28 protein-coding genes are annotated in these 18,791 nt (G+C 61.1%); 10 read left to right on the top strand and 18 right to left on the bottom strand.

All coding sequences use genetic code 11. The annotated features are described in order from the left end of the window. Positions 1–10: 10 nt before the first annotated feature. The 18 genes from CE453_RS26390 to CE453_RS26305 all read right to left on the bottom strand — a co-directional run bounded on the left by CE453_RS26390 (position 11) and on the right by CE453_RS26305 (position 14,563). Complete coding sequence (locus CE453_RS26390; RefSeq protein WP_089177298.1) at positions 11–2,299, bottom strand: bifunctional DNA primase/polymerase; 2,289 nt, start codon at positions 2,297–2,299, stop codon at positions 11–13. Further along, positions 2,289–2,645 (bottom strand): DUF2493 domain-containing protein, encoded by a 357-nt coding sequence (locus CE453_RS26385; protein ID WP_089177297.1) that lies wholly within the window; start codon positions 2,643–2,645, stop codon positions 2,289–2,291. The genes CE453_RS26390 and CE453_RS26385 overlap by 11 nt, the downstream gene beginning before the upstream one ends. Then, the gene (locus CE453_RS26380) at positions 2,645–2,842 is read right to left on the bottom strand and encodes a DUF6511 domain-containing protein (RefSeq protein WP_089177296.1); all 198 of its coding nucleotides are present in this window, start codon (positions 2,840–2,842) and stop codon (positions 2,645–2,647) included. The genes CE453_RS26385 and CE453_RS26380 overlap by 1 nt, the downstream gene beginning before the upstream one ends. Positions 2,843–2,972: 130 nt before the next feature. Further along, the gene (locus CE453_RS26375; protein WP_089177295.1) at positions 2,973–3,311 is read right to left on the bottom strand and encodes a TSCPD domain-containing protein; all 339 of its coding nucleotides are present in this window, start codon (positions 3,309–3,311) and stop codon (positions 2,973–2,975) included. After that, on the bottom strand, positions 3,301–4,863 hold the full coding sequence (locus CE453_RS26370) for a DNA methyltransferase (RefSeq protein ID WP_089177294.1): 1,563 nt from the start codon (positions 4,861–4,863) through the stop codon (positions 3,301–3,303). Before CE453_RS26370 ends, CE453_RS26375 begins: the two co-directional genes overlap by 11 nt. Before the next feature lie 182 nt (positions 4,864–5,045). Beyond that, positions 5,046–6,695, bottom strand: a complete 1,650-nt coding sequence (locus tag CE453_RS26365; protein ID WP_089177293.1) for a DEAD/DEAH box helicase — start codon at positions 6,693–6,695, stop codon at positions 5,046–5,048. Beyond that, on the bottom strand, positions 6,692–7,867 hold the full coding sequence (locus CE453_RS26360) for a DNA cytosine methyltransferase (RefSeq protein ID WP_089177292.1): 1,176 nt from the start codon (positions 7,865–7,867) through the stop codon (positions 6,692–6,694). Before CE453_RS26360 ends, CE453_RS26365 begins: the two co-directional genes overlap by 4 nt. After that, positions 7,864–8,796 (bottom strand): oxidoreductase, encoded by a 933-nt coding sequence (locus tag CE453_RS26355; protein WP_089177291.1) that lies wholly within the window; start codon positions 8,794–8,796, stop codon positions 7,864–7,866. The genes CE453_RS26360 and CE453_RS26355 overlap by 4 nt, the downstream gene beginning before the upstream one ends. Before the next feature lie 9 nt (positions 8,797–8,805). Then, positions 8,806–9,099 carry a hypothetical protein gene (locus CE453_RS26350; RefSeq protein WP_089177290.1) on the bottom strand — a complete coding sequence of 98 codons (294 nt, stop codon included), beginning with the start codon at positions 9,097–9,099 and terminating at the stop codon, positions 8,806–8,808. Next, positions 9,096–9,371 (bottom strand): hypothetical protein, encoded by a 276-nt coding sequence (locus tag CE453_RS26345; RefSeq protein WP_089177289.1) that lies wholly within the window; start codon positions 9,369–9,371, stop codon positions 9,096–9,098. The genes CE453_RS26350 and CE453_RS26345 overlap by 4 nt, the downstream gene beginning before the upstream one ends. Before the next feature lie 45 nt (positions 9,372–9,416). Further along, a complete protein-coding gene (locus CE453_RS26340; RefSeq protein ID WP_089177288.1) occupies positions 9,417–9,788 on the bottom strand; it encodes a hypothetical protein in 372 nt (123 codons plus the stop codon). Then, positions 9,785–10,027: a hypothetical protein gene (locus CE453_RS26335; RefSeq protein WP_089177287.1), complete on the bottom strand. Its 243-nt coding sequence runs from the start codon at positions 10,025–10,027 to the stop codon at positions 9,785–9,787. The genes CE453_RS26340 and CE453_RS26335 overlap by 4 nt, the downstream gene beginning before the upstream one ends. A gap of 3 nt (positions 10,028–10,030) precedes the next feature. Continuing rightward, on the bottom strand, positions 10,031–11,095 hold the full coding sequence (gene dnaN, locus CE453_RS26330; RefSeq protein WP_089177286.1) for a DNA polymerase III subunit beta: 1,065 nt from the start codon (positions 11,093–11,095) through the stop codon (positions 10,031–10,033). 59 nt (positions 11,096–11,154) lie between these two features. Continuing rightward, entirely contained in the window at positions 11,155–11,928 is a 774-nt protein-coding gene (locus tag CE453_RS26325; protein ID WP_089177285.1) for a hypothetical protein, read from the bottom strand. An 82-nt stretch (positions 11,929–12,010) separates the two neighbouring features. Continuing rightward, positions 12,011–12,505 carry a DUF669 domain-containing protein gene (locus CE453_RS26320; RefSeq protein WP_089177284.1) on the bottom strand — a complete coding sequence of 165 codons (495 nt, stop codon included), beginning with the start codon at positions 12,503–12,505 and terminating at the stop codon, positions 12,011–12,013. Between the two features lie 172 nt (positions 12,506–12,677). Beyond that, a complete protein-coding gene (locus CE453_RS26315) occupies positions 12,678–13,508 on the bottom strand; it encodes an ATP-binding protein (RefSeq protein WP_089177283.1) in 831 nt (276 codons plus the stop codon). A gap of 78 nt (positions 13,509–13,586) precedes the next feature. Then, on the bottom strand, positions 13,587–14,342 hold the full coding sequence (locus tag CE453_RS26310) for a hypothetical protein (protein ID WP_157733211.1): 756 nt from the start codon (positions 14,340–14,342) through the stop codon (positions 13,587–13,589). Positions 14,343–14,353: 11 nt separating this feature from the next. Next, positions 14,354–14,563, bottom strand: coding sequence for a hypothetical protein (locus CE453_RS26305; RefSeq protein WP_157733210.1), 210 nt, complete (start codon positions 14,561–14,563; stop codon positions 14,354–14,356). 486 nt (positions 14,564–15,049) lie between these two features. On the opposite strand from CE453_RS26305, the gene CE453_RS26300 reads away from it, so the two are divergent. The 10 genes from CE453_RS26300 (at position 15,050) to CE453_RS29670 (ending at position 18,732) form a co-directional block, all read left to right on the top strand. Then, complete coding sequence (locus CE453_RS26300) at positions 15,050–15,634, top strand: helix-turn-helix domain-containing protein (RefSeq protein WP_089177280.1); 585 nt, start codon at positions 15,050–15,052, stop codon at positions 15,632–15,634. A gap of 91 nt (positions 15,635–15,725) precedes the next feature. Then, positions 15,726–15,899 (top strand): hypothetical protein, encoded by a 174-nt coding sequence (locus CE453_RS28835; protein ID WP_157733209.1) that lies wholly within the window; start codon positions 15,726–15,728, stop codon positions 15,897–15,899. Then, positions 15,896–16,174 (top strand): hypothetical protein, encoded by a 279-nt coding sequence (locus tag CE453_RS26295; RefSeq protein WP_089177279.1) that lies wholly within the window; start codon positions 15,896–15,898, stop codon positions 16,172–16,174. Before CE453_RS28835 ends, CE453_RS26295 begins: the two co-directional genes overlap by 4 nt. Then, positions 16,174–16,395, top strand: a complete 222-nt coding sequence (locus CE453_RS28830) for a hypothetical protein (protein WP_157733208.1) — start codon at positions 16,174–16,176, stop codon at positions 16,393–16,395. The genes CE453_RS26295 and CE453_RS28830 overlap by 1 nt, the downstream gene beginning before the upstream one ends. Further along, the gene (locus CE453_RS26290; RefSeq protein WP_089177278.1) at positions 16,395–16,685 is read left to right on the top strand and encodes a hypothetical protein; all 291 of its coding nucleotides are present in this window, start codon (positions 16,395–16,397) and stop codon (positions 16,683–16,685) included. Before CE453_RS28830 ends, CE453_RS26290 begins: the two co-directional genes overlap by 1 nt. Next, positions 16,682–16,876 carry a hypothetical protein gene (locus CE453_RS26285; RefSeq protein WP_089177277.1) on the top strand — a complete coding sequence of 65 codons (195 nt, stop codon included), beginning with the start codon at positions 16,682–16,684 and terminating at the stop codon, positions 16,874–16,876. Before CE453_RS26290 ends, CE453_RS26285 begins: the two co-directional genes overlap by 4 nt. Continuing rightward, positions 16,869–17,252, top strand: coding sequence for a hypothetical protein (locus CE453_RS26280; RefSeq protein WP_089177276.1), 384 nt, complete (start codon positions 16,869–16,871; stop codon positions 17,250–17,252). The genes CE453_RS26285 and CE453_RS26280 overlap by 8 nt, the downstream gene beginning before the upstream one ends. Before the next feature lie 10 nt (positions 17,253–17,262). Then, a complete protein-coding gene (locus tag CE453_RS26275) occupies positions 17,263–17,862 on the top strand; it encodes a sigma factor (RefSeq protein ID WP_089177275.1) in 600 nt (199 codons plus the stop codon). Positions 17,863–18,013: 151 nt separating this feature from the next. Then, complete coding sequence (locus CE453_RS26270; RefSeq protein ID WP_157733207.1) at positions 18,014–18,283, top strand: hypothetical protein; 270 nt, start codon at positions 18,014–18,016, stop codon at positions 18,281–18,283. Beyond that, complete coding sequence (locus tag CE453_RS29670; RefSeq protein ID WP_089177273.1) at positions 18,280–18,732, top strand: GIY-YIG nuclease family protein; 453 nt, start codon at positions 18,280–18,282, stop codon at positions 18,730–18,732. Before CE453_RS26270 ends, CE453_RS29670 begins: the two co-directional genes overlap by 4 nt. Positions 18,733–18,791: the final 59 nt, after the last annotated feature.

Below are 18,791 nucleotides of genomic sequence, written 5' to 3'. Positions count from 1 at the left end.
AAGTCAAGTACTATGCGGCAAGTTTCACCGCCCCACCGGACCTAACCACCTCGCCAGTTTCCACCAGCCGGTCCAAAGCGCCGTTGACCATGCGCGTGTCGGCCTTGGACACTCCGCGCTGCCGAAGCAAGACCGAACGCGGCAGGTTTCCGCCCTTGGCCTTACGCAGTGCGGCCAAGATCGATTTCATGACGGCCTCGAACTCCGAGCCGGACATGTTCTCGGCAATGCCCTTGTCCAGGCAGTCGATTGAGCGTTGAACGATGGCATAGCCCCATTCGACGTCGTCCAGTGTCACGCGGGCCGCCTTGCCATCCCGTGAAAGCGCCCGCAGCGTCGCAAACTTCTGCGTCTGCTCCGCGGCGCGTCCGACAATGCCTTCGTGCCCGTTGCGCTCCTCAATCTGGCCAATCTGCCAATCTTCGATTTCCAGCCACCGGCGCTTGGCTTCGTCAGTGGCCCACCCAACAGCTGCCATCTTCGGGCGCTGGTTGGGGTCGCGGTACGCCGCGCCGCCAAAGCCAGTTGGCCTGGCGTCTTCCTCTGCGCGTTTCACCGCCGCAACCAAAGACGGCGGCGCCGTCATGATCGGTTCCGCCTCCTGCCTGTCCGGCATCTCTGTCGCGTGAATGACCGTCATACGGTTCAGGAAGCCGTCGGACAGGTTCGCTTCCGAAAGCCCGTCATAGAACGTCGTCGGCGTCGTCACGGACATCAAAGTCAGGGTAGGGCAGTGCAGCGGCTCTGGATCCGGCCGCTTCGGGTCGGAGAACTGCTTGCCCATCCACATGTCAGTGCTGAGAGAATAGATCTCGAGCAACGCACGCCGCACCGTCTGTGACCACGACGAGCTATTGCGCCCGTTGACCGACTGCATAAGCAGGCCGAACTCATCCAGCGGCAAAACCTGGCTAGGCAGCTTGCGTAGGATGCGCTCAATCGCGGAGTCAGACGTCGGCACGCCCGCCGCCACCATATGCAGCATGTTGCAGTCGTTCGCGATCGTGCGCAGCGCCTTCAACGGATGGCCCTTGCCTAGAGCCGACGCGCCGAGCCCGACCAAATACACGTTCAACCCAACGCCCGTCGGACCGACGAAGCGCCGCCCGTACAGGCCAGCCGCGAACGCAATTGCCGTCATCATGGCGAACTCCGGCACGGGACGGCGTCCCGTCTCAAGCGTCCAGCGCGCAATGGCCTCGATCAGCCCACCGGCTGACTTCGGGGGGAATGGGTTCACCTTGCTTCGCGGCGCGGCAACTTCAGTCGGCTGGGCGGGTGCCGCGGGCACGTTATCGTTTTCCGCTACGGGCTCGGGCCGCTTGGGAAACCACGGCTCGAGCCCCAGCAAACCGGGCTCCTCAAACCCAATCTTGGCCTTCAGCCAGTCCGCCGCAAAATCGAACGTGCAGCCCATGGCGCACATTACGAGATCAACGGGCGTGTAGCCCTTCTCTCCGTCGTGGAAGTCGCGGATGCCCTGTTCCGAAATCTTGAGGTTCGGATTGCGATCATGAAGCGGCCTGCCGCGGTGAGACGGGCGCCAGTGCGGCACGGCCACGTAGCCGCCGCGCCGGTTGCGGCTGAGCTTTGGCAGGTCCAATTCAGGAACCCACAGGTCTAGCTTGCCGAGCGCCTGTGTGTTCAGGTCGCGCCAGATGCCGCCACCAAGGCCGTCTGAGACACGGGTGACGTGCGCCGGCGCGAAGTACCCGAACGGCTCTAGCGCGTCCGCAATCTGGTCGGCGATGTCGTCCGGTAGTTCTGGCAGGTCGTGCGGATGGGTGTTCTCAAGCGTGTCGTCCGTCAGCCAGACATAGGGGCGCTGCGTGTCGGGGTGAACGGTCGGCGGAATAACGGTCTGTGTGCCGTACGCCAGCAGGTCGACCACCCGGCTCTTATTGATGTCAAAGTGACGCGGCTCGATCTTCCGGCTGCCGCGATAGAACGCCGTAAAGCCCTTCTCACCGCGCTTGGTCACCGTGGAGTGCGGCAGGACGGCAGACAGCGCGGCACGCATGGCGTCGTCGTCGGTATCCACGTCGACCGCGATGACGTCGTTGAAGCCTAGCGCGACACACAGGCCGGCATCTGGCCAGCGGGTCCACGTCCGCAGTTCGTACTCCGTCGGCGCGCGGTCGCAGTACTGGCCCCAGTCAAAGCGACCATACCAAGACCCGGCCTTATAGTCGCCGGGCCGCTTGGATCCCGGGCGGCACGGAATCACGCTATAGCCGAGGTCTGCAATGCGCTCGCCATGAAGGGCGTAGGGTGCTTCGGCGGCGGGCTTAGTGAACATGCGCAGGAACCTCGATAACGGGGATATTTGCGGCGCGCGCACGGCGCACCATGTCGGCGGTGCCGTTGCCGCCGGAAAAGGCTAGGACGTGGCTGGGGGCGGCCTCGTCGATCATTCGCTGATTGCGGATTGGCCCAGCCGCGTTTTGGTGGCGTCTCCATTCGGCGGGGAATGGCCACACCGGGACATTCATTGCTGCGCACCACCGCGCAGCAAGCGTGTCCGCACCCTTGGCCGCGCCGTGTATCACGACGTCTATGCAGTTCTCGGCATCGAGTTTGTTCAAGGCTGAGAACGCCAACTCTCGGTTGGTAAAATCGCGACCACCCGTAACCAGCAGCCGCATCAGAACGGAGCCCTCAACTCGGCAACCTGACTGCGCAGGCTCTCGCCGAATTCGTGGATGACAACCGTCAGCAGTTCTTCGGCCTCTTCCTCCGAGAACTCGCCAAGGTCGGTCTTGCCTATTTTGTCCAAGAATTCGCCGACCTTCTCCTTCGCGTCGGCACGCGCTCGGGCCTCGTATGGATTGAAGTTTCGCACCTGCCGAATCTCCCGAATGTGAGGAATACAATCGTCACAGACCCATCGAGGCCGACGCCCGTCGCCGGCTCCGATGCCGACCGCGTGCCGCTTGCAGAGGAAGCATTCGGCTGGGTCGTTGATGTGGGGGCTAGCCATGCGCGGCAGCCGGTTGGTTGGTATTGGCGGGCTCCGCCGCCAATAGGTCCAACAGGGCGCCGATCGCGGACTCGGCCTCGCCGCGCTCCGTGCGGGACAGGCTTTTGCGAACCGTGGCCGCGTCGCACCCATGCTGAAGCAACATGGACATTGCCACAGCGGCATCGCGGCAGTTTACCTGCGCGTCTGACCCGACCTTGCCGTTGTCCAAGAAGACTTCGGCTAGGCGGCCGTCTGGGTAAAAGCTAACGCGCGCCGTGTACTCGCGGCCCGCGTGCCAGAAGGTGATGTTCTCAGACTCGCGGCGGTTGGAAAGGCGTTCACGCGGCAATGTTGGCGTCCTTGGTATTGTCGTTGGCGAAGAGGCCGCCGATGTCAGCGGTCTGTTTGATTGCTCGTTGGCGGCGCTCCAGCGGCCCCTTGTCGGCGAGGCGCAGACGCTCCGCGATGTCGGCTTGGTATTCCGGCTCGCGCTCGATCAGGACGCACTGGAAACCCTCCCGCCACGCGGCTTCGCCCGTTGAGCCGGATCCCGCAAACGGGTCCAGCACCGTACCGCCTGGCGGCGTCACTAGGCGGCATAGCCACTGCATCAGGTCGACCGGCTTTACCGTCGGGTGCTTGCTGCCAATGCGGTCCTGCTTGTCGGCTTTGGCGCTGTAGAAGAAGCGGGCGGCGGAGCCGGAGTCGCCAAAACCTACAGTCTGCATAGTGCCTTCCGCGAAGCCGTAAGACGTAGAGTCCGGGTTTCCTCCGCGCTTGCCGAAGCCGCCGCCCGCCTCAGGAAAGCACCGCACCACCTCGTCGCTGCCGTCGTGGACGATGTTGGCTGGCCAGCGGCCGGTGGCGACGCGGCCACTATTCTCTGCTCCCTTGAACTGGCCATAGATATCGTTGCTGCCGGCGCTAGGATTCGTGCGCGCCTCATCCCCAACCCGGCACCCGTCGATATTCAACGCGCCCGTTTTGTATTCCAAAACGTTGGCAGCAACCGTGCCCGTGAGGGGTTTCCTAGCAAGGACGATCGGCTCCCACGCTGGCTTAAGCGCCGTGCCCCAGCCCTGCCATTGGCGGGCGGCGTCGGTTGCTGGGGCGGTGATGGCTAGAGTGGTTGCGGAGCGGTCGTTGTCTTGGCCCGGCGCAACAGCCAATAATGTTCCGGATTGGCTTCTAACGACAGGGCGCTCGGCGCCGTCCTTCACTGTGTCATACACAGCGTCCAAGTCGCAGTCGGGCCAACCGAGAACCGCCTTAAGGTTTCGCCACTGCTCTTTGCTTGGGATTGAGTGCTGGTTGCCGTTTTCGCTCGTCCAGTGGCGCGCCATTCCGCATCCGTTGGTGGCGCTGCCAACCGCCGCGTTCAAGTCTTTGTTCGTCATTCCGCGTTCATCGCGCCATGCGCGGATGTGACTGCGGATCGACGCAAACAGCGGAGTTTCATTGGCTTTCTTATCAATCCCCTTGCTGACATCATGCGACTTCGGAAACCCCGAGCCATAGGCCCATGCCAACTGATCGCGGATTTCAAAGCCGGCATCCTCGATCGCGACGGCAAGCCGGTGATAGGTGCGCGTCCCGCTGAACGCGACGACGTGGCCGCCAGGCTTGAGCACGCGCATAATCTCGGCCCAGAACTCGACAGCAAACGCCGTCTCGCCGGTATCCCACTGCTTGCCCATGAAGCCGGCGCTGGATCGGGCGTACACGTCGTTGTCGTTGGCCGGCGCGGCGTTCTCCCCGCCGAACCGCTTGACGATCGACACCAAAGCATACGGCGGATCCGTGACAACACTATCAATGCTGCAGTCCGCGAGCCCCTTCAGCACCTCGCGGCTATCACCGCCATGCAGCACAACGCGCCCGTCTAGATGCTCACTCCGCATCAACAGTCTCCCGGCGCACGACCGTCCAGCCCTCATGCGCCAGAACGGCCAAGATGGCAGCCGCCAGCGTTGGGAAAGACATGGGTTGAGGGTTGTTCGCGAGCATTCGGACAATAGCTTCTTGTGGTGTGGTTTGTGTCATAGAGTTCCCCTTGTTCACGTTGATGCGCTATGCGCATCAACTAAAACGCAATTTCGTCATCCAATATTTCAGACGCCGGTCGATTATCGTTGCTCGCTTCAGGCGCGTTATCGTTCGCGGGCCGGAAGTCGGTTACGTCAAAGAACTTGCTGCCTGGCTTAGGTTTGATCGCGATTTCTGCCGTTGCGACCAGCTCGCTCTCACGGCTAAGCCACTCATCCACGCTCGCCGGAAACGGCGTCTGCCCCCCGTGCTGGCGCCACCAGCGATCCGCCTTGGACTTGGCGAAGCCCGTGTGTTGCGGGCACAGCCAGGTCTTGTAGGTCGTCAGGCCCGAAGCCAGTTCGACCCTTACCGAAGGCAACCCACCGAGCTTCTCGTGATACTTGAACTTCCTGCGCCGGACAGGAAGCCATTCGCTCTGCGTGGATAGGATAGGCAGGTGGTCGGCCCGCGCCTCATGGAGCGGCTTTTCTTCTATCTCAAACTGGTGTCCGCAACAGACGCACTGGCGCGCTGCGGCGTAATTGATTTCGAAGCAGTTGGGGCAGACTCGCACTGGTGCCTCGCCTTGGCCCTTACCGGGCTCGCGCGGCTTCACAAGGTCAACCGGTCCGAGGGTGCGGACAACGTTGCCGTAGTCCAGCACCAGGCAGTTGGTCTTACCCGGCGACAAACGGAGCCCGCGCCCCACTTGCTGGACATACAAGGCGCAGGATTTCGTCGGCCTCATCAGCGCGATTAGATCGATCGGCGGATGATTGAACCCGATCGACAGCACGTTCACGTTGGTCAGGCAGCGAATTTCGCCGGCCTTATATGCGGCCAGGATGCGCTTGCGGCTGCCTGCGTCCATGGCGCCCTCAACCGTCTCACACGTCACGCCCTGGCGGCGCATCTCGTCGCGGACAGCAATGGCGTGCTCCACATCGACGCAGAAGCAAATCCATGCCTTGCGGTCGGCGCCATACCGCACGATCTCCGTCACAGCCTCGCGGGTGATGGCCTCCTGATTGACGGCGCGCGAAAGTTCCGATGTGATGAAATCGCCAGCGCGGGTGTGAACGCCTGTCGTGTCAAACGTAACGGCAGTCTGCTTGCCGGACGGCGGAACGAGAAAGCCTGCCTCGATCGCCTGGCCAAGACCGAATTCATAAGCGATCGTCTTGAACAGCGGGTCATCGCCGGACGTCAGATAGCCGCTATCCATGCGGTACGGCGTGCCGGACATCCCAAGAATACGCAGATCAGGATTAAGCTCACGCAGCCCATTGATGAGCGCGTGATACATCGCGTCGGAGTTTTTCGAGATTAGATGGCACTCATCGATAATGAGCGCATCGGCATAGCCAAGTTTAGCTACGTCGCGAAAAACAGACTGGACCGAGCAGAACAGAATTTGCGAGTTTGTCTTGCGCGACCCTAGCGCGGCGCTGTTCACGCCAACATCTGCCCAAGGCATCAGGTCATACATCGCTTGTGCGTTCTGCTGCACAAGCTCGCGCGTATGAACGGCGCAGATGAAGCGAGCACCTGGGTAGTCGGCCAGCACGTCCTGAATAAACGCGGCCTGCATAATCGTCTTGCCGGCGCCAACCGATGCGACAAGCAGCGTGGAATCGACAGTCTCAAGCTCCGCCTTGACGGCGTCGACCGCCTCTCGTTGATACGGGCGAAGCTGAATGGTCACGCAGCAGTCTCCTTAGTCTTGTCGTTATCGTTGGCGGCGGGCATGTGGAGGGCAGCCAGCGCAGCCTCTACGCGCCAGATGGCGCGGCCGATGGCCTCTGGGATTTGCGGTAGGACTGCGTCGCCGAACGCTTCGACGATGAGGCTAGCTGCAACTGTCCCGCGTGGACCGCCGACTGCAATGCGCGACTGAGCCACCCAGCTGGATAGCCCATCATCCACCCGTAGGTGATGGGCAAGGCCGCCGTTCCACTCAGCCCATGGCTCTGCAGGAGCGCGGCCAGCGCCCTCGCACCCGCCCATTTGTCCGACGCCCGACCCGTCATGGCGCCGTCCATCACAGCATCCATCGTCGGGCTCTTGCGTCGATCGTAGGCTGGACTCCAGGAGTCCAGCCTTTTGTCCCGCTTCGTCGGCGTTGGCAGTGTTTCCAACATCTCCTGCCACGGCTTGCAGCTTTCCCATTTCTGCATGCTCGGCGCCGCGAAGTTCGCTTTCGTCGTCGGTGTATGGAACAACGCCTCCTTGATCGATGGCGCACGACCTTCCATGAAGGACTCTGACCGGACCTTGGACGACTTCGTTGGCGTGCCTAGGATCGATCGAAAGGGGAATGTCGAGCCCGCTCCACCACCCTTGCCGCCCGCCATCCCGTCCGAGGCCATCGGCGTCGGCAATACAGAACCCGACAAGCCAGCTTCGCTTGCGCTCGTGATTGGCGCCGATGTCTCCAGCACTGACCACGAATGGCCAGCAGGTGTAGCCGATTGCCGCCAGCGCATCGATGACCCGGTCTGCGCCTCGAGTTCGGAGATTAGCGCTATTCTCAAGAGCGAACCAACGAGGTCGGCATTCGCCAATGAGCCGGATGGCCTCGAAGTAAAGTCCGCTGCGCTCTCCGTCGACGCCTTTGCCCTTGGTGTTTGCGCTGCTGATGTCCTGGCAGGGCGGCGAGCCGACGATGATGTCGGGAAGCCCAATACCGTCCCGAACAAGTCGGTCTGCTGTAAGGGTTGTGACGTCGTCATAAACCGGAACTCCGGGGTTGTTCTGCAAATAGAGGGCGCGGCGCCAGTCAATGACTTCGCATGCGGCAACGGTGCGGTATCCGGCGCGGTGCATTCCGAGCGACCAGCCGCCGGCGGCAGCGCTGAAGAGATCCAGAACTTTCACGCGCTCGCCCCATCAATCCAAATGCTGCCGTCTGCTAGGCGGTACGAAATCGTCTCGTTTTCTTCGTCCACGTCGATCTGTTCAGCCGGCACGAGCGCCGGAATATGCAAATGGTTCGGGCATCCTTCGCGCTGCTCGTCGATGCTGAGCGGCTTCATCCAGCGCCCGCACGACCAGGCGGCGTCACCATGCGGCTCGGCGGAGCTGTGCAAACACGACCGGCAATGCACCCGTGGCATCGCCTCGCCCCAGCAAACGTCTTTCTGCCGGCAGAACATCCCGCGGAAGTCGGTTTGATCCTTGCACACACGGCCGGGCGGCTCCGGACTCAGCGCGATACGCTCGGCCCGGGCGATCTGACGGATGCAATAGTCGTGATCGTACTCGCCGCGTTCAATGTGCCGCTCGTCCGTGTTCTTGTTGACGATCGCATAGCACCAGCGGCTGTGCCCGAACGCGTGGCATCCCAGCTGAAGCTGCCCATAGTGGGTTGGCTGCGCGACCTTGACGCCTTTTTTGACGACTTCCCTGAATTTGTCGTCCTTGTGCGACTTCACCTCGAGCAGATGTTCAGTGACTGGCGCTTCCGCCAGCCCAGACACCGCGCCGTCGCGCTTTCCGCGCAAATGACCGTGGGCAAACCGCATCTTGTCCTGCGTGCCGGTGACCTCGCAGCCCGCCGCTTCAAGGTTCGCGACGAGCCGCTCCTCCCAGATGTTGCCGGTTTCAAAGATCGACCGCTTACGGCCGTCGATGAATTCGCGCTCACTGACCCACCGCATGGCCAGCCAGAGTGCTCGGTCGCACTCAAGGCCGATGTCACCGACCGAGATGCCCCACGAATCCCAGTCCGTCGCGGCGGCTTCGTAGGCGGCATAGATCGCCAGGACGGTCGGGCTGATGGTGGTGGTTTGGGGGAGGGGTGCCAAGGCAGATACCTAGTTGACGTAGTCGTTCAGGTGGATGGGCAGAAGGACAAGCGGGTAAAAGCGCGTCTCAGCCCACGGGTACATTTGCTCTGCAAGCTTGCGCGCTATGACATCAGAGCCGTTGCACTGCGGGCTTGCTCCGCGAAGCACGCCCTTGCGCCGCTTGTTGACTTGCCAGAACAGCAAGCCTCGTTCCGGGTGAACGCTGAACCAGCGATCACGAAGAACCTGGCACATGCCGTTCGCGGACGTGACCTTGTCTTCCGGCAGGTAGACAAGGCGATCGTCGTCGGGCGCGATCACGCCACCACCGGGATTTCGACCGGCCAAGCACAAAAGCTCGGCTCGTATTCACGCTCGATGTTGAAGCGCGCTACTTCGGTGCCGTTCGTATAAATACGGAACTCAACCGGCCAGCGATCCTCATACCCACCGTTATCGTGGTAGTTTTCGGCGCACTGCTCCGCGACGAATTCGAGGTCGTCTGCAAAGTGCTTGATTTCGTGGGCGTCGCACCAGCTATGTGGCTGGTGGTAATCGGGATGGTCGCCGGCGCTATACTGATACTTGGGCATATGTCCTCCTGCCGTTACAGGTTGCTACGCGCGGCGTAGCAACGGCTAACCGGCGCGCGCCGTGACATCGCCAGTCACGCCGTTGACGATGTAGGTGAAGGCTGGGTTGGGAGCGGTGCCGCCCATATCCGGAAATGGCTTGCCGGTGTCGTATTCGAAGTCCGTCTGCTTTGCCGCCCACTCGCGCGGATAGATGACATTACCGCGCAACTCACCCGCGACGGGCTCCGGCGCTTTCGGGTGCATGACGTCCCAAAGCTTCGTCGCCGTTTCGTCATCGGCCCGAATGAAGAACATCGGCGGGTTTTCGAAGAAGTTGTCTTTCTGCACATCCGTCAGAAAGCCAAGCTGCTCCCACTCGATGTTGTAAAGTTTGCGGACAGTGTTGTGAAAAGCGCGAAGGTTGGCGTCTCTCATCGTCCCATCTCCAGATTGTATTGATCTTTGCAGGCTTTGGTGCTGGTCCACTTCGGACTCAGCATTCGTTCTGCAATAGTCATGAAGTCGGCGAGGTCGGCGCGGCGAAGCTCTTCAAGGAGGTCCGGCACAAGGCCGATTTGACGGCTCCGGGCCTCTTCTAGAATTTCGTCGTCGCGGAACTTCTCAAGGATGTCGTCAGCTAAGACGCTGACCTCGATGTCTATCCACCGCCCCATCGCTCAGACCCTCATCGGCATGATTAGGGTGAGCAGCGGCCCGCCATCTCGGAAGATCGCCGGGCTACCTGGATCGTTCATGGCGATCTCGATAGTGTCGCCGGAGAACGCAGCGAGCGTGCTGGACACGTACCCAGTCTGAAAGCCGATATCGATCGGCTCGCTTGCGTACTCGGCGACAAGCTCGTCCTGCGCCTCGCTTCCTTCGTTGCGCGTCGAAAGCTCAACAGCGCCCGCCGTAAATGACAGCTTCACGGCTCGACCGCGCTCGGACACGACGGTGGCAACGCGGTCATTAGCGGCAGACAAGGCGGCGCGCTCAACTCGAGCCACGTTGTCGTTGGCCGTGGGAATAACCCGCTGATAGTCGGGGTAAGTGCCCTCGACGACTTTGGACACGATTTCGATTCCGTCGGCGGCAAAGCGGATTTTGGTAGCCGACACCGAAACCGTGACCTCGCCAGCCGGCACCATCGGCACGACTTTGCGCGGAACGATGATGCCCGGCATGGTCTCGGCGCCGGCTGGAAGGGCTGCGTCATGCTGAGCCAGGACATGCCCGGTTGTGGCCACGGCCCGCAGCTTATCTCCGGCGACGTGCAGGTAGACGCCGCAGAGATAATAGCGGGTCGATTCGTCCGACATCGCGTACTGAACCGGCTTGAGCAGGGCAGCAAGGTCCGTGGTGAAAGTAGCGTCGAAGTCGCCAACCACGATGTTCGGGAATTCCGAAACGGGCAGCGTCGGCAGCTTGAACCGGCTGCGTCCAGACTTGACGATAAGCGTATTGGGCTCTGCGGCAACGGAAACCGTAGCGCCGGCCGGGAGCTTGCGAACGATGTCCTCAAACCGCCTGGCGTCGACCGTGACCGTACCGGGCTCATCGACGGTTGCCGTGCCGGAAGCAGTGACGCGGATGTCCATATCCGTTCCGGCGACGCTCACGGCGTTGTCCTTGACGGATAGGAGGACGTTGCCAAGAATTGGCAGGGTATTGCGAGACTCAATGGCCTTCGCCACCGGTCCCAATAGGCGCAGCAGTTCGCTGCGCTCGAAAGACGCGCGCATAAAAGCTCCTGAAATTTGAGAGGGACTACTGCGCGCGGTACGCTGCGCAGTAGTGGGAGTTAACCGCGGACGTGCTCTACGTTCACACCCGCAGGCAGCACGCCGAAGGTCTTGCGGAACAGTCTGGCCGACTTAACGATTGCTTCGCGGAGATCGTCGGGCACACCCTCAGTCCGGTCTAGCCACGAACGAATAACTGCTGGCGGGTCCACTACGGTTAGCAATTCCGTCGTCTTCACCGAAAACGCACGACCGAACCCGCCAGCGATGCGACCCTTGACGTCGCGCTCGGCTCGAGCCGCTTCCCTTTGTGCCGCCTGGTACTCCGCGAAAGCCTCGTCCGCGTCACCAATCGCCGCGCCTACGTCGACCACAACACCGACCGCGGCATCTTCCTTAGCGGCCCGCTCAGCGGCATCAGCGGCCCGTGCGGCGGCTTCCTTTTCCTCGAGAATGCGGCGCGCCTCCGCAGCTTCCGCAGCCTTCCGCCGCTCTTCCGCCAGCGCAAAGGCCGACATGCGGGCCTGCAGTTCCTGCCGCAGCTTGCCCAGCGGCTCGGAGACCTTCTTGAATTCCGCGTTGATCTCCTTGACCTGCGTGTTCAAGGGCCGCACGCGCCCGTCGCGCGCCTGCTCCAAGTCGTCCAGTGCAGCCTTTGCCCGGTCCCAGAACAGCTTAGCTTCTCTGGCCGTCGCCTCGTCCGAAATAACCGGCGCGCCTTCCATCCATTCCGCTACTGACCGGTAGACTGACCAAGCGTCGTCGATAATATCGGGCGGCCCATTATTCCCCGGAACCGCGCGGGGGTTGTCCGCGTTGCCGACCTGCGCCATATAGCGCTCTCCTTCTACTTATGTAGGGGGGGGATGGGAGAGGGCAGCTATCTGCCAGGACTGGTGCCCTCTCCCGGCGGCGCTATTTACGCCAGGGCTTAGAACCACCTGATGCAGCCGCCGGTCGCTGCTGCTGAGCAGCGGGCCGGTTGTTGTTGGCCGCTGGCGGCGCGCTCTGCTCGCCGTCAAACAGGTATTTGACGATGTTGTTTTCCAGCTCGCCCGTGTCCTTGCGCTTCCGCTGGCCGATTTTCACGCCGAACGCCTTGAAGTGCAGTTCTTCCGTGTCCTGCGGAGCGAGCACACCGGTCGCGCGTCGCAAGCCAGCGAAGTCACGCTGCCCGATCTCCTGCGCCTGTTCGTTGGCGTTTTCGAGGTTGTAGTTGATGTAGAACGGACGACCGTCAAAGTCTCCGCCCACAACCTGCGCCTTGCACTTGAGGATCATGCCATTGCCGGACTGCGTCGCAACGTAGTCGGATTCCACAATCTCAAGCTGATATTCACCGACCGGAAGCGGGGTATAGCCCGATGACGGTTCGGCATTCTCGTCGTAAGAACCTGCAATGCTAGCCAATTTAACTTCACTCCTTCGATGATGAATGCTGCGGCGCAACACAAATAAGCCGCAATCTAAAGTTTGAAATGTGGGTCTTTCTTATGCGACGTTAATCAACTGTCATCCTTAACTATGGATTTCGGTTGATGATATCCGCTTTTTATTGCAGCAGACCTCTTAGCTGCTTTCGTTAGGCCGCCGCGCGCAGCGTCGAATTGTCGTTGGCGTGCTTGAAGTGCTTCGCCAACTCCGTGAACCCCTGGCCAGCCTTATAGGTAATGGTCGCAGGCAGGTTCATGCGGTTTTTGGCCAGAAAGCCAGCCCGTTCGTCGGTGTGGATCTGCCGTTCCTCGCCAGACCGGCCGTCCGGCTTGGTTTCCTTCTTCGCGCCGAAGCCCTTGCCGTCGACCGTCTTGAGCGTATGTCGGCGGTTCAGGAACAGCAGCGCGTCGGACTTTTCGGTGACGATGTCCACGGCCCGCTTCTGAAGCTTAGGCTTGTAGCGGTCATAGGCGTCAACAAGCGGGTCGTTGAAAGACTTGGCCTCGCTGTGCAGGATGAAGATGACGTACAGGCCGCTGCGAGCAACAGCGCTGGCAGCAGCCATAACGTCCCGCCACTCGTCGTCCGCGGCCAAGTATCCCTTGCCGAAGGCGGTAGGGGAGCCCTTGTCGTTGCTATCGATCGAGTCCCAGCCGTTCCTGGCGCAGGTAGCGGCCCAAAGCATGGGCTCGAAAGCGTCGGCGCTGTCTACCACAACCGTCTTGAACTGATGGTCGCCGGCAAGCAGCTGCGCGAAATAACCCTCTTCCGGGTCCATCAGGTCGGCATAGGACTCGATGGGCGCCGGGGTGTAGCCGATGCCGTCCGGCGGCGCCTCGCCGTCCGTGGAGAGATACAGCGGATCGGGAAATTCGAGCGCCAGCGTGGTCTTACCGACGCCGCCCGTGCCGTAGATGCTGATAACCGGCGGGTGATCTCGGCCCGTCCGTTTGTTCAGCGTGTTAAGCGCAATAGCCATCAATCGTCCTCTGTTTGGGATTTGCTACGGCCCCGTGTCTACGCGCCGTAGCTTGTGCGAGGCTGTCGTCTTGGAAATTTATGCGGCGCGGCTGACGGCCAGGCTGTTCATCCACGAACCAAGAGCGTCAAATGCCTTGGCCGTGTCGGTGCTAGGCACCGGGCCGTTGTCGTTGGTGGCGAAGGCGCAATCGGGGCCGCAGTCGCGATCGTCGAGAATGAAATCTTCCTCGAGGAAGTGCAGGCTGACGCGCCGGTTCTGCGTCTCAAACACGATGTTGTAGTTCGTGCCGCGGTGGCTGGTGGTGATACCGGCAAGCGTGCCCTTGATCAGAACCGCGTCGCCAACCTGAGGCGCCGTCGGCGGGCTCAGGTCGATGCCGAGTGTGACGTGTGGCGGGGTGGTGATGGCGGGCTCGTCTACCCATTCGGCGATGAGATCTAGGTCACGGTCCTGGCCAATATGCGGCTCGCTGTTTACGCCGTTTTTCTGCCAGTACTCGCCGTTCAATTCGCTAGATGGAGCATGAAAGAACTGTTCGTTGTAGAAGTTCCAATGCTCCATCGGCCCGACCTTCCGGCCATCGCGCGTCTTGTAGTACTTGCCGGCTTCGATCTGCAGCGTTGCGGTTGCGTGGGCAACGGCAACGGGTTCGACGAGTTCGAACATGTCGTCAGTGTAATTCAGAACGCCATGCGACGTTCCCGTATGAACAAAAACATGGTGCAGCGGGGCGTAAAAAGTTGCTTCCGCAACCGTGTATTCGCGGCCACGCTCTATAATAGCCGTTTCACCTACGGCGCGCACCCGATCGCCAACCTTAAACTTAGCCATCTCTTCCTCCCTCAATTCAAAGCAGCAGCAGCACGGGTAATCTCACACCCACCGTCATCTTCGTCTTCGTCGTCGTGGTAGATCTCGGATTCGTAGAGCCAGCGGCGGCGGATAACCCCTTCGCCGTCCTCGTACTCGACTTTGTAGGCGACGCCGTTTTCGTCACGCCGCGTGCCAACAATCGGCCCGGCGATGAACGTCGCAACGGTGTCGCCGATCATGAAATCTCGCATTCTTCGATCCTTTATGTGAATGTAATCCTATTGCGCGTCACTGCGCGGCAGTAGCCTCCAGGCACCGAAGCCGCGGCAAGCTAACCGCATGGTGGCTTACTGGATCTGTGCTCCATCCGATTTGATGCGGCATGACGCGCTGAACGGTGCTGTCATTCGCGGCGACACTTCTGACGTTGGACGTTTGACGTCTCCACGCATTTGGTATATATCGCCGGACCGCGCGTGCCGTTGCGTCAATCGGGTAGCCGACCAGGGCTGCGGTGGCGCGCAGCGAGGCGCCGTTCCGGAACGACGACACACAACGTTCGATTGTCTGAACAGGAAGGCTCGATTGCGGATATCGACCACCGAAGGATTTTTCACGCATTGCTTGGAACCTCGTTAAGCACGATTCGTTTATAGCGATGTTTGACGTCAAAAGTCAATGTATGAATGTGAAACAGACACTCAGTTAGTGGCAGGGGTTCAAAAGTGACGTATCATCATAGGCTTACGCAGGCACGCAACAATCTCGGCCTCACGCAGGAACAGGTCGCTACCGCGGCCGGGATATCCCGAACGCAGTACGTTTCCATGGAGGGCGGGGCGATTCCCACCCCCGACCGATGGCGCGCGGTTCTGGCCGTGTTGGGGTTGAGTGAAGACGACTATCTCGCCGACATGACGACGGAGCAGCGGGAAAAAGCGTTGAACGAAACAAGGCGCGGCCGGCGTAACCCCAAGCCGTCCGAAGATCTCGGGCCGGTGGGGTTCCTGAAAGATCCAACCGCTGTCGCCAACAAGCGCAAGCTCATCTGCAAGATGCCTGACGATTCGATGGAGCCCGCCTATATGAAGGGCGACGAGGTTTGGGCCGAGACGCTCGAGCCTGCACGGGCCGGGGATATCGTCGCGATTCGCGGGGCGGAGGTGGATTGCTTGGTTCGGCGCCTGGTTCGCATTGACGAGGCGCGCAACGAGGCTGTCGTGGAGGATTTGAAGACGCGCACAATGACGCGCATTGGGCTAGGCAGCCCCGACGACGACACCCCGACGATAATTTATCGGGTCGTCTGAAAATCACTATTGACGTCTGACGTCAAAAGTACCATAAAGGCCGCATCGGAAACGACGCGGCCTTTTTCATGGCCGCAGGGGAGAGACGGAAATGTTCCAGATCATCCGCGACGGCTACTTCTTCCGCGCAGTCAACGAAGCCACCGGCGAGTACTCGCAGCTCTTCACCTCGCCCTCGCAGGCCGGGGCATACATTCGCCGCAAGGCTGGCAAGGATGCCTGCCGCGCCGCTGCTGAGCGCTTCCTTGCGGGAGCGCGCTCATGACCGCCACCACCAACACCGCGCCGGGTTCTGCGGGGCAGAACGGGGCGCTGATAAACGCACTGCGCCCGCTGGCCCGTATCGCTGACGCCTACGACGCCAACCAGCTTGACGACGAGGCGCGCAAGTTCTGGGGTATTCACCTTGAACACCGCAACGAGACGCCGCCCGACCAGATCGAGCTTTACGCCGGACGTGGTGGAAGGCGCCTCCTGACCCTGGCCGACTGCTTCGCTGCCCGCGCCGCCATCGCAGCCGCCACCGGGGAGGTTGTGTGATGGGAGCGCAAGCACACACGGCACCCTGTTACGCTGGGCATAACCACGTTCCGGAGACAGCCACCGAACGGCTGGTGAAAGCTGCACTGGACCTTGTTGAGCGGGACCTATGCTTCATCGGAAACACGATCAGCATCCCGACGCTTTCGCATTCAGAAGGCATTCGCCGCATCCGCGAACTGCGGGAAGCCGCGTTCGCCGCCATCGAGGAGATGCGGTGATGGCGGACGCACACCTTCAGGCAGTCGACGCCATCTTTGATATGCGCCGCGTCTGCATGGACGCGATCGACGATATTGAGCGCATCGCCAAGGCCATGGGCATTCTCGGCCTCCGCGATGCCGCCAGCAGGCTCTGCGACGCTACGACTGCAATCGACACGGCGACAGAGCGTGCCGCCGGCGCCTACGCGGAATCGGTCAATCAGCGCGTCATTGATACCGAACGCGCCACCGGGAACATGATCGCGGCGTTCGTCGCCGGCGCTAGCGTGAAAGGCGCCAAGCCATGACCGCGCAATTCAACAGCGCAATCCGCGCGGCACAAATCTGGCTGATGGGCGGCGCGTTGCCGCAAGCCCTTCGCGCTCTTCGCCGAGCCTTGGGGCTCGCCAACCACATTTCCCAAAAAGCCCGCCGCATGGTCATGCGCGTCATGAACTGGGTTAGGGCCGACATGGTGAGGGCTGCAAGTCATGGATAGCGCCAGCATTGCGATTAGCGCCGCCGCACAAGCTCAAGCCGCTGCTGCACAAGCGGCTGCGGAGCGATCCGTGTGTATCAGCATCACCAAAAACTACGCGCCAGCTACCGCGACAGTTGCTGACATGCGGGAATACGCGAACTGCGTGTTCACGCTCCACGGCACGGGAGAGCCGATGAGTGCCAGCGCCGCGCTCCTGATCAAGGGCATGATCGTGCTGGCGTTCATTGGGGCCGCAATAGGCGGGTGGCTGGGCTGGCGCGACGACGGGCCAATCATGGCTGCAATAGGCTCTTTTATCGGGGCAGTCGTGGTGGCGGCAGCAGTTTTCGTGCTCATCACCGTAGCCGCCGGCGTCCAGTTCCTGTTTTCGTGAGTACTGCAGCATGACGTCCTATCTCCCGGCGCCCAGTTACGCCCAGCGTAACCACGCGCCCTACATCCCCGCCCGCTCCAACGACAACCGCCCCGCCGAGTTTGACGCACAGTTGCTGGCCTACACCCCAGCCTTGAAAAAACTCGCCGCCAAGCTCCTGCCCACGAAGCCGCAGCACGAACGCGAAGACCTACTGCAGGCCACGCTATTGCGCGCTCTTGAGCGCTGGCAGTCATATCGCCCCGGCAAGAGCCCCTACACGTGGCTGCAGTTCCTGATGCGCGGCATCAATCAGGACGCCATCAGCAAGGCCAAGACTGCAGCCAAGCATCGTCCCGAACTGATGCACCGCGCCGTTAGGAGGACGCCGCCCAATCAGGAGCACGCAACGGATGTGTCGCTCGTCCTGTCCCGCGTGCCGTGGAATAGGGTCGACGACATCGTGGCGATCGGTATGGGTGCGTTTTACCGGGAGACAGCAGCAGAGCGCGGCATAAGCGTCGAGCGCGCCAGGCAGCGCGTTGAGACGGCTCGGGCGGCTTTGACTAGGGCGGCAGGCAATGCCGATGCGCTGTGGGACGCCGACACACGCCGCGCGCTGGCGGCTTAGGGGAGGGTGGGAATTTACTAAACTTGACTTTTGACGTCAAACATTACTATATTAACGAGCGTCGGCATCAGCCGGCGCTTTTTTGTTTGGAGGGAATATGGGTCGGAAAACGCCAGACAGGCCAATTCGCATTGAAGGGAAGGTGGCTTATGTGCCCCTGACGAAGGGGTACGAGGCGATCATCGACGCGGAGGATGTGCCGGCAATCGCATCGTACCCTTGGTCCGCCATGGTAGCAGGCAAGAACGTTTATGCCGTTACCAGCGTCAAAGGTGAGACGCTCTACATGCGCAGGATGTTCGTGAAGCCTGCACCCGGAAAGAGGGTTAAATCGCAAGGAAATACGCTGGACTGCAGGAAGGCGGCTCTTGGGATCAGCGTGCCGCTTAGCGAGGTGAAACAGAAGAGGAACCGCGCGTGACTAAGCCGTGTTATGTCTACTTTATTGGGATGAGAAGCCAAGGGCGTCCCATGCCGTTCTGTAAGATCGGCTTGTCGGAGAACGTCACTTCGCGATTGTCGCAGATCAACGCGAATAATCCGTATGATTGTTACGTTTTCAAGACTGTAAAATGCCACTCGAGGGCTGCCGCTGCAGCAATCGAAACAGTCGCACTTGACGCGGCGAAGCGCAAATGGCGCAAGGGAGAATGGTTCTCCGATTTTCCGGAGGTTATCTATAGGATGGCCGAGGGTAACATTAAAATCGAGAGACCCAAGGCTGAGGCCGAGGCTAAGTCAATAAGCGCCAAGACATTGCGGCCAAAACTCAGCAACAAGGAAGTCAATGAGATACTTAGTCGACCTAGGCCAGGCGGCCTCGGCGAAAGCCTGCGACTCCACATGGAGAAAAACAGCACCACTCATTGAGGGATCCTTGTAAGAACTGCAACGGGCGCCTCTCTACAGGGCACTCGTTGTACAACCTG

The sequence above is a fragment of the Bosea sp. AS-1 genome (assembly GCF_002220095.1).
GTDB lineage: Bacteria > Pseudomonadota > Alphaproteobacteria > Rhizobiales > Beijerinckiaceae > Allobosea.
Note: the sequence above shows the minus strand (reverse complement) of the source record. Positions and strands in the feature narration are given on the sequence as shown.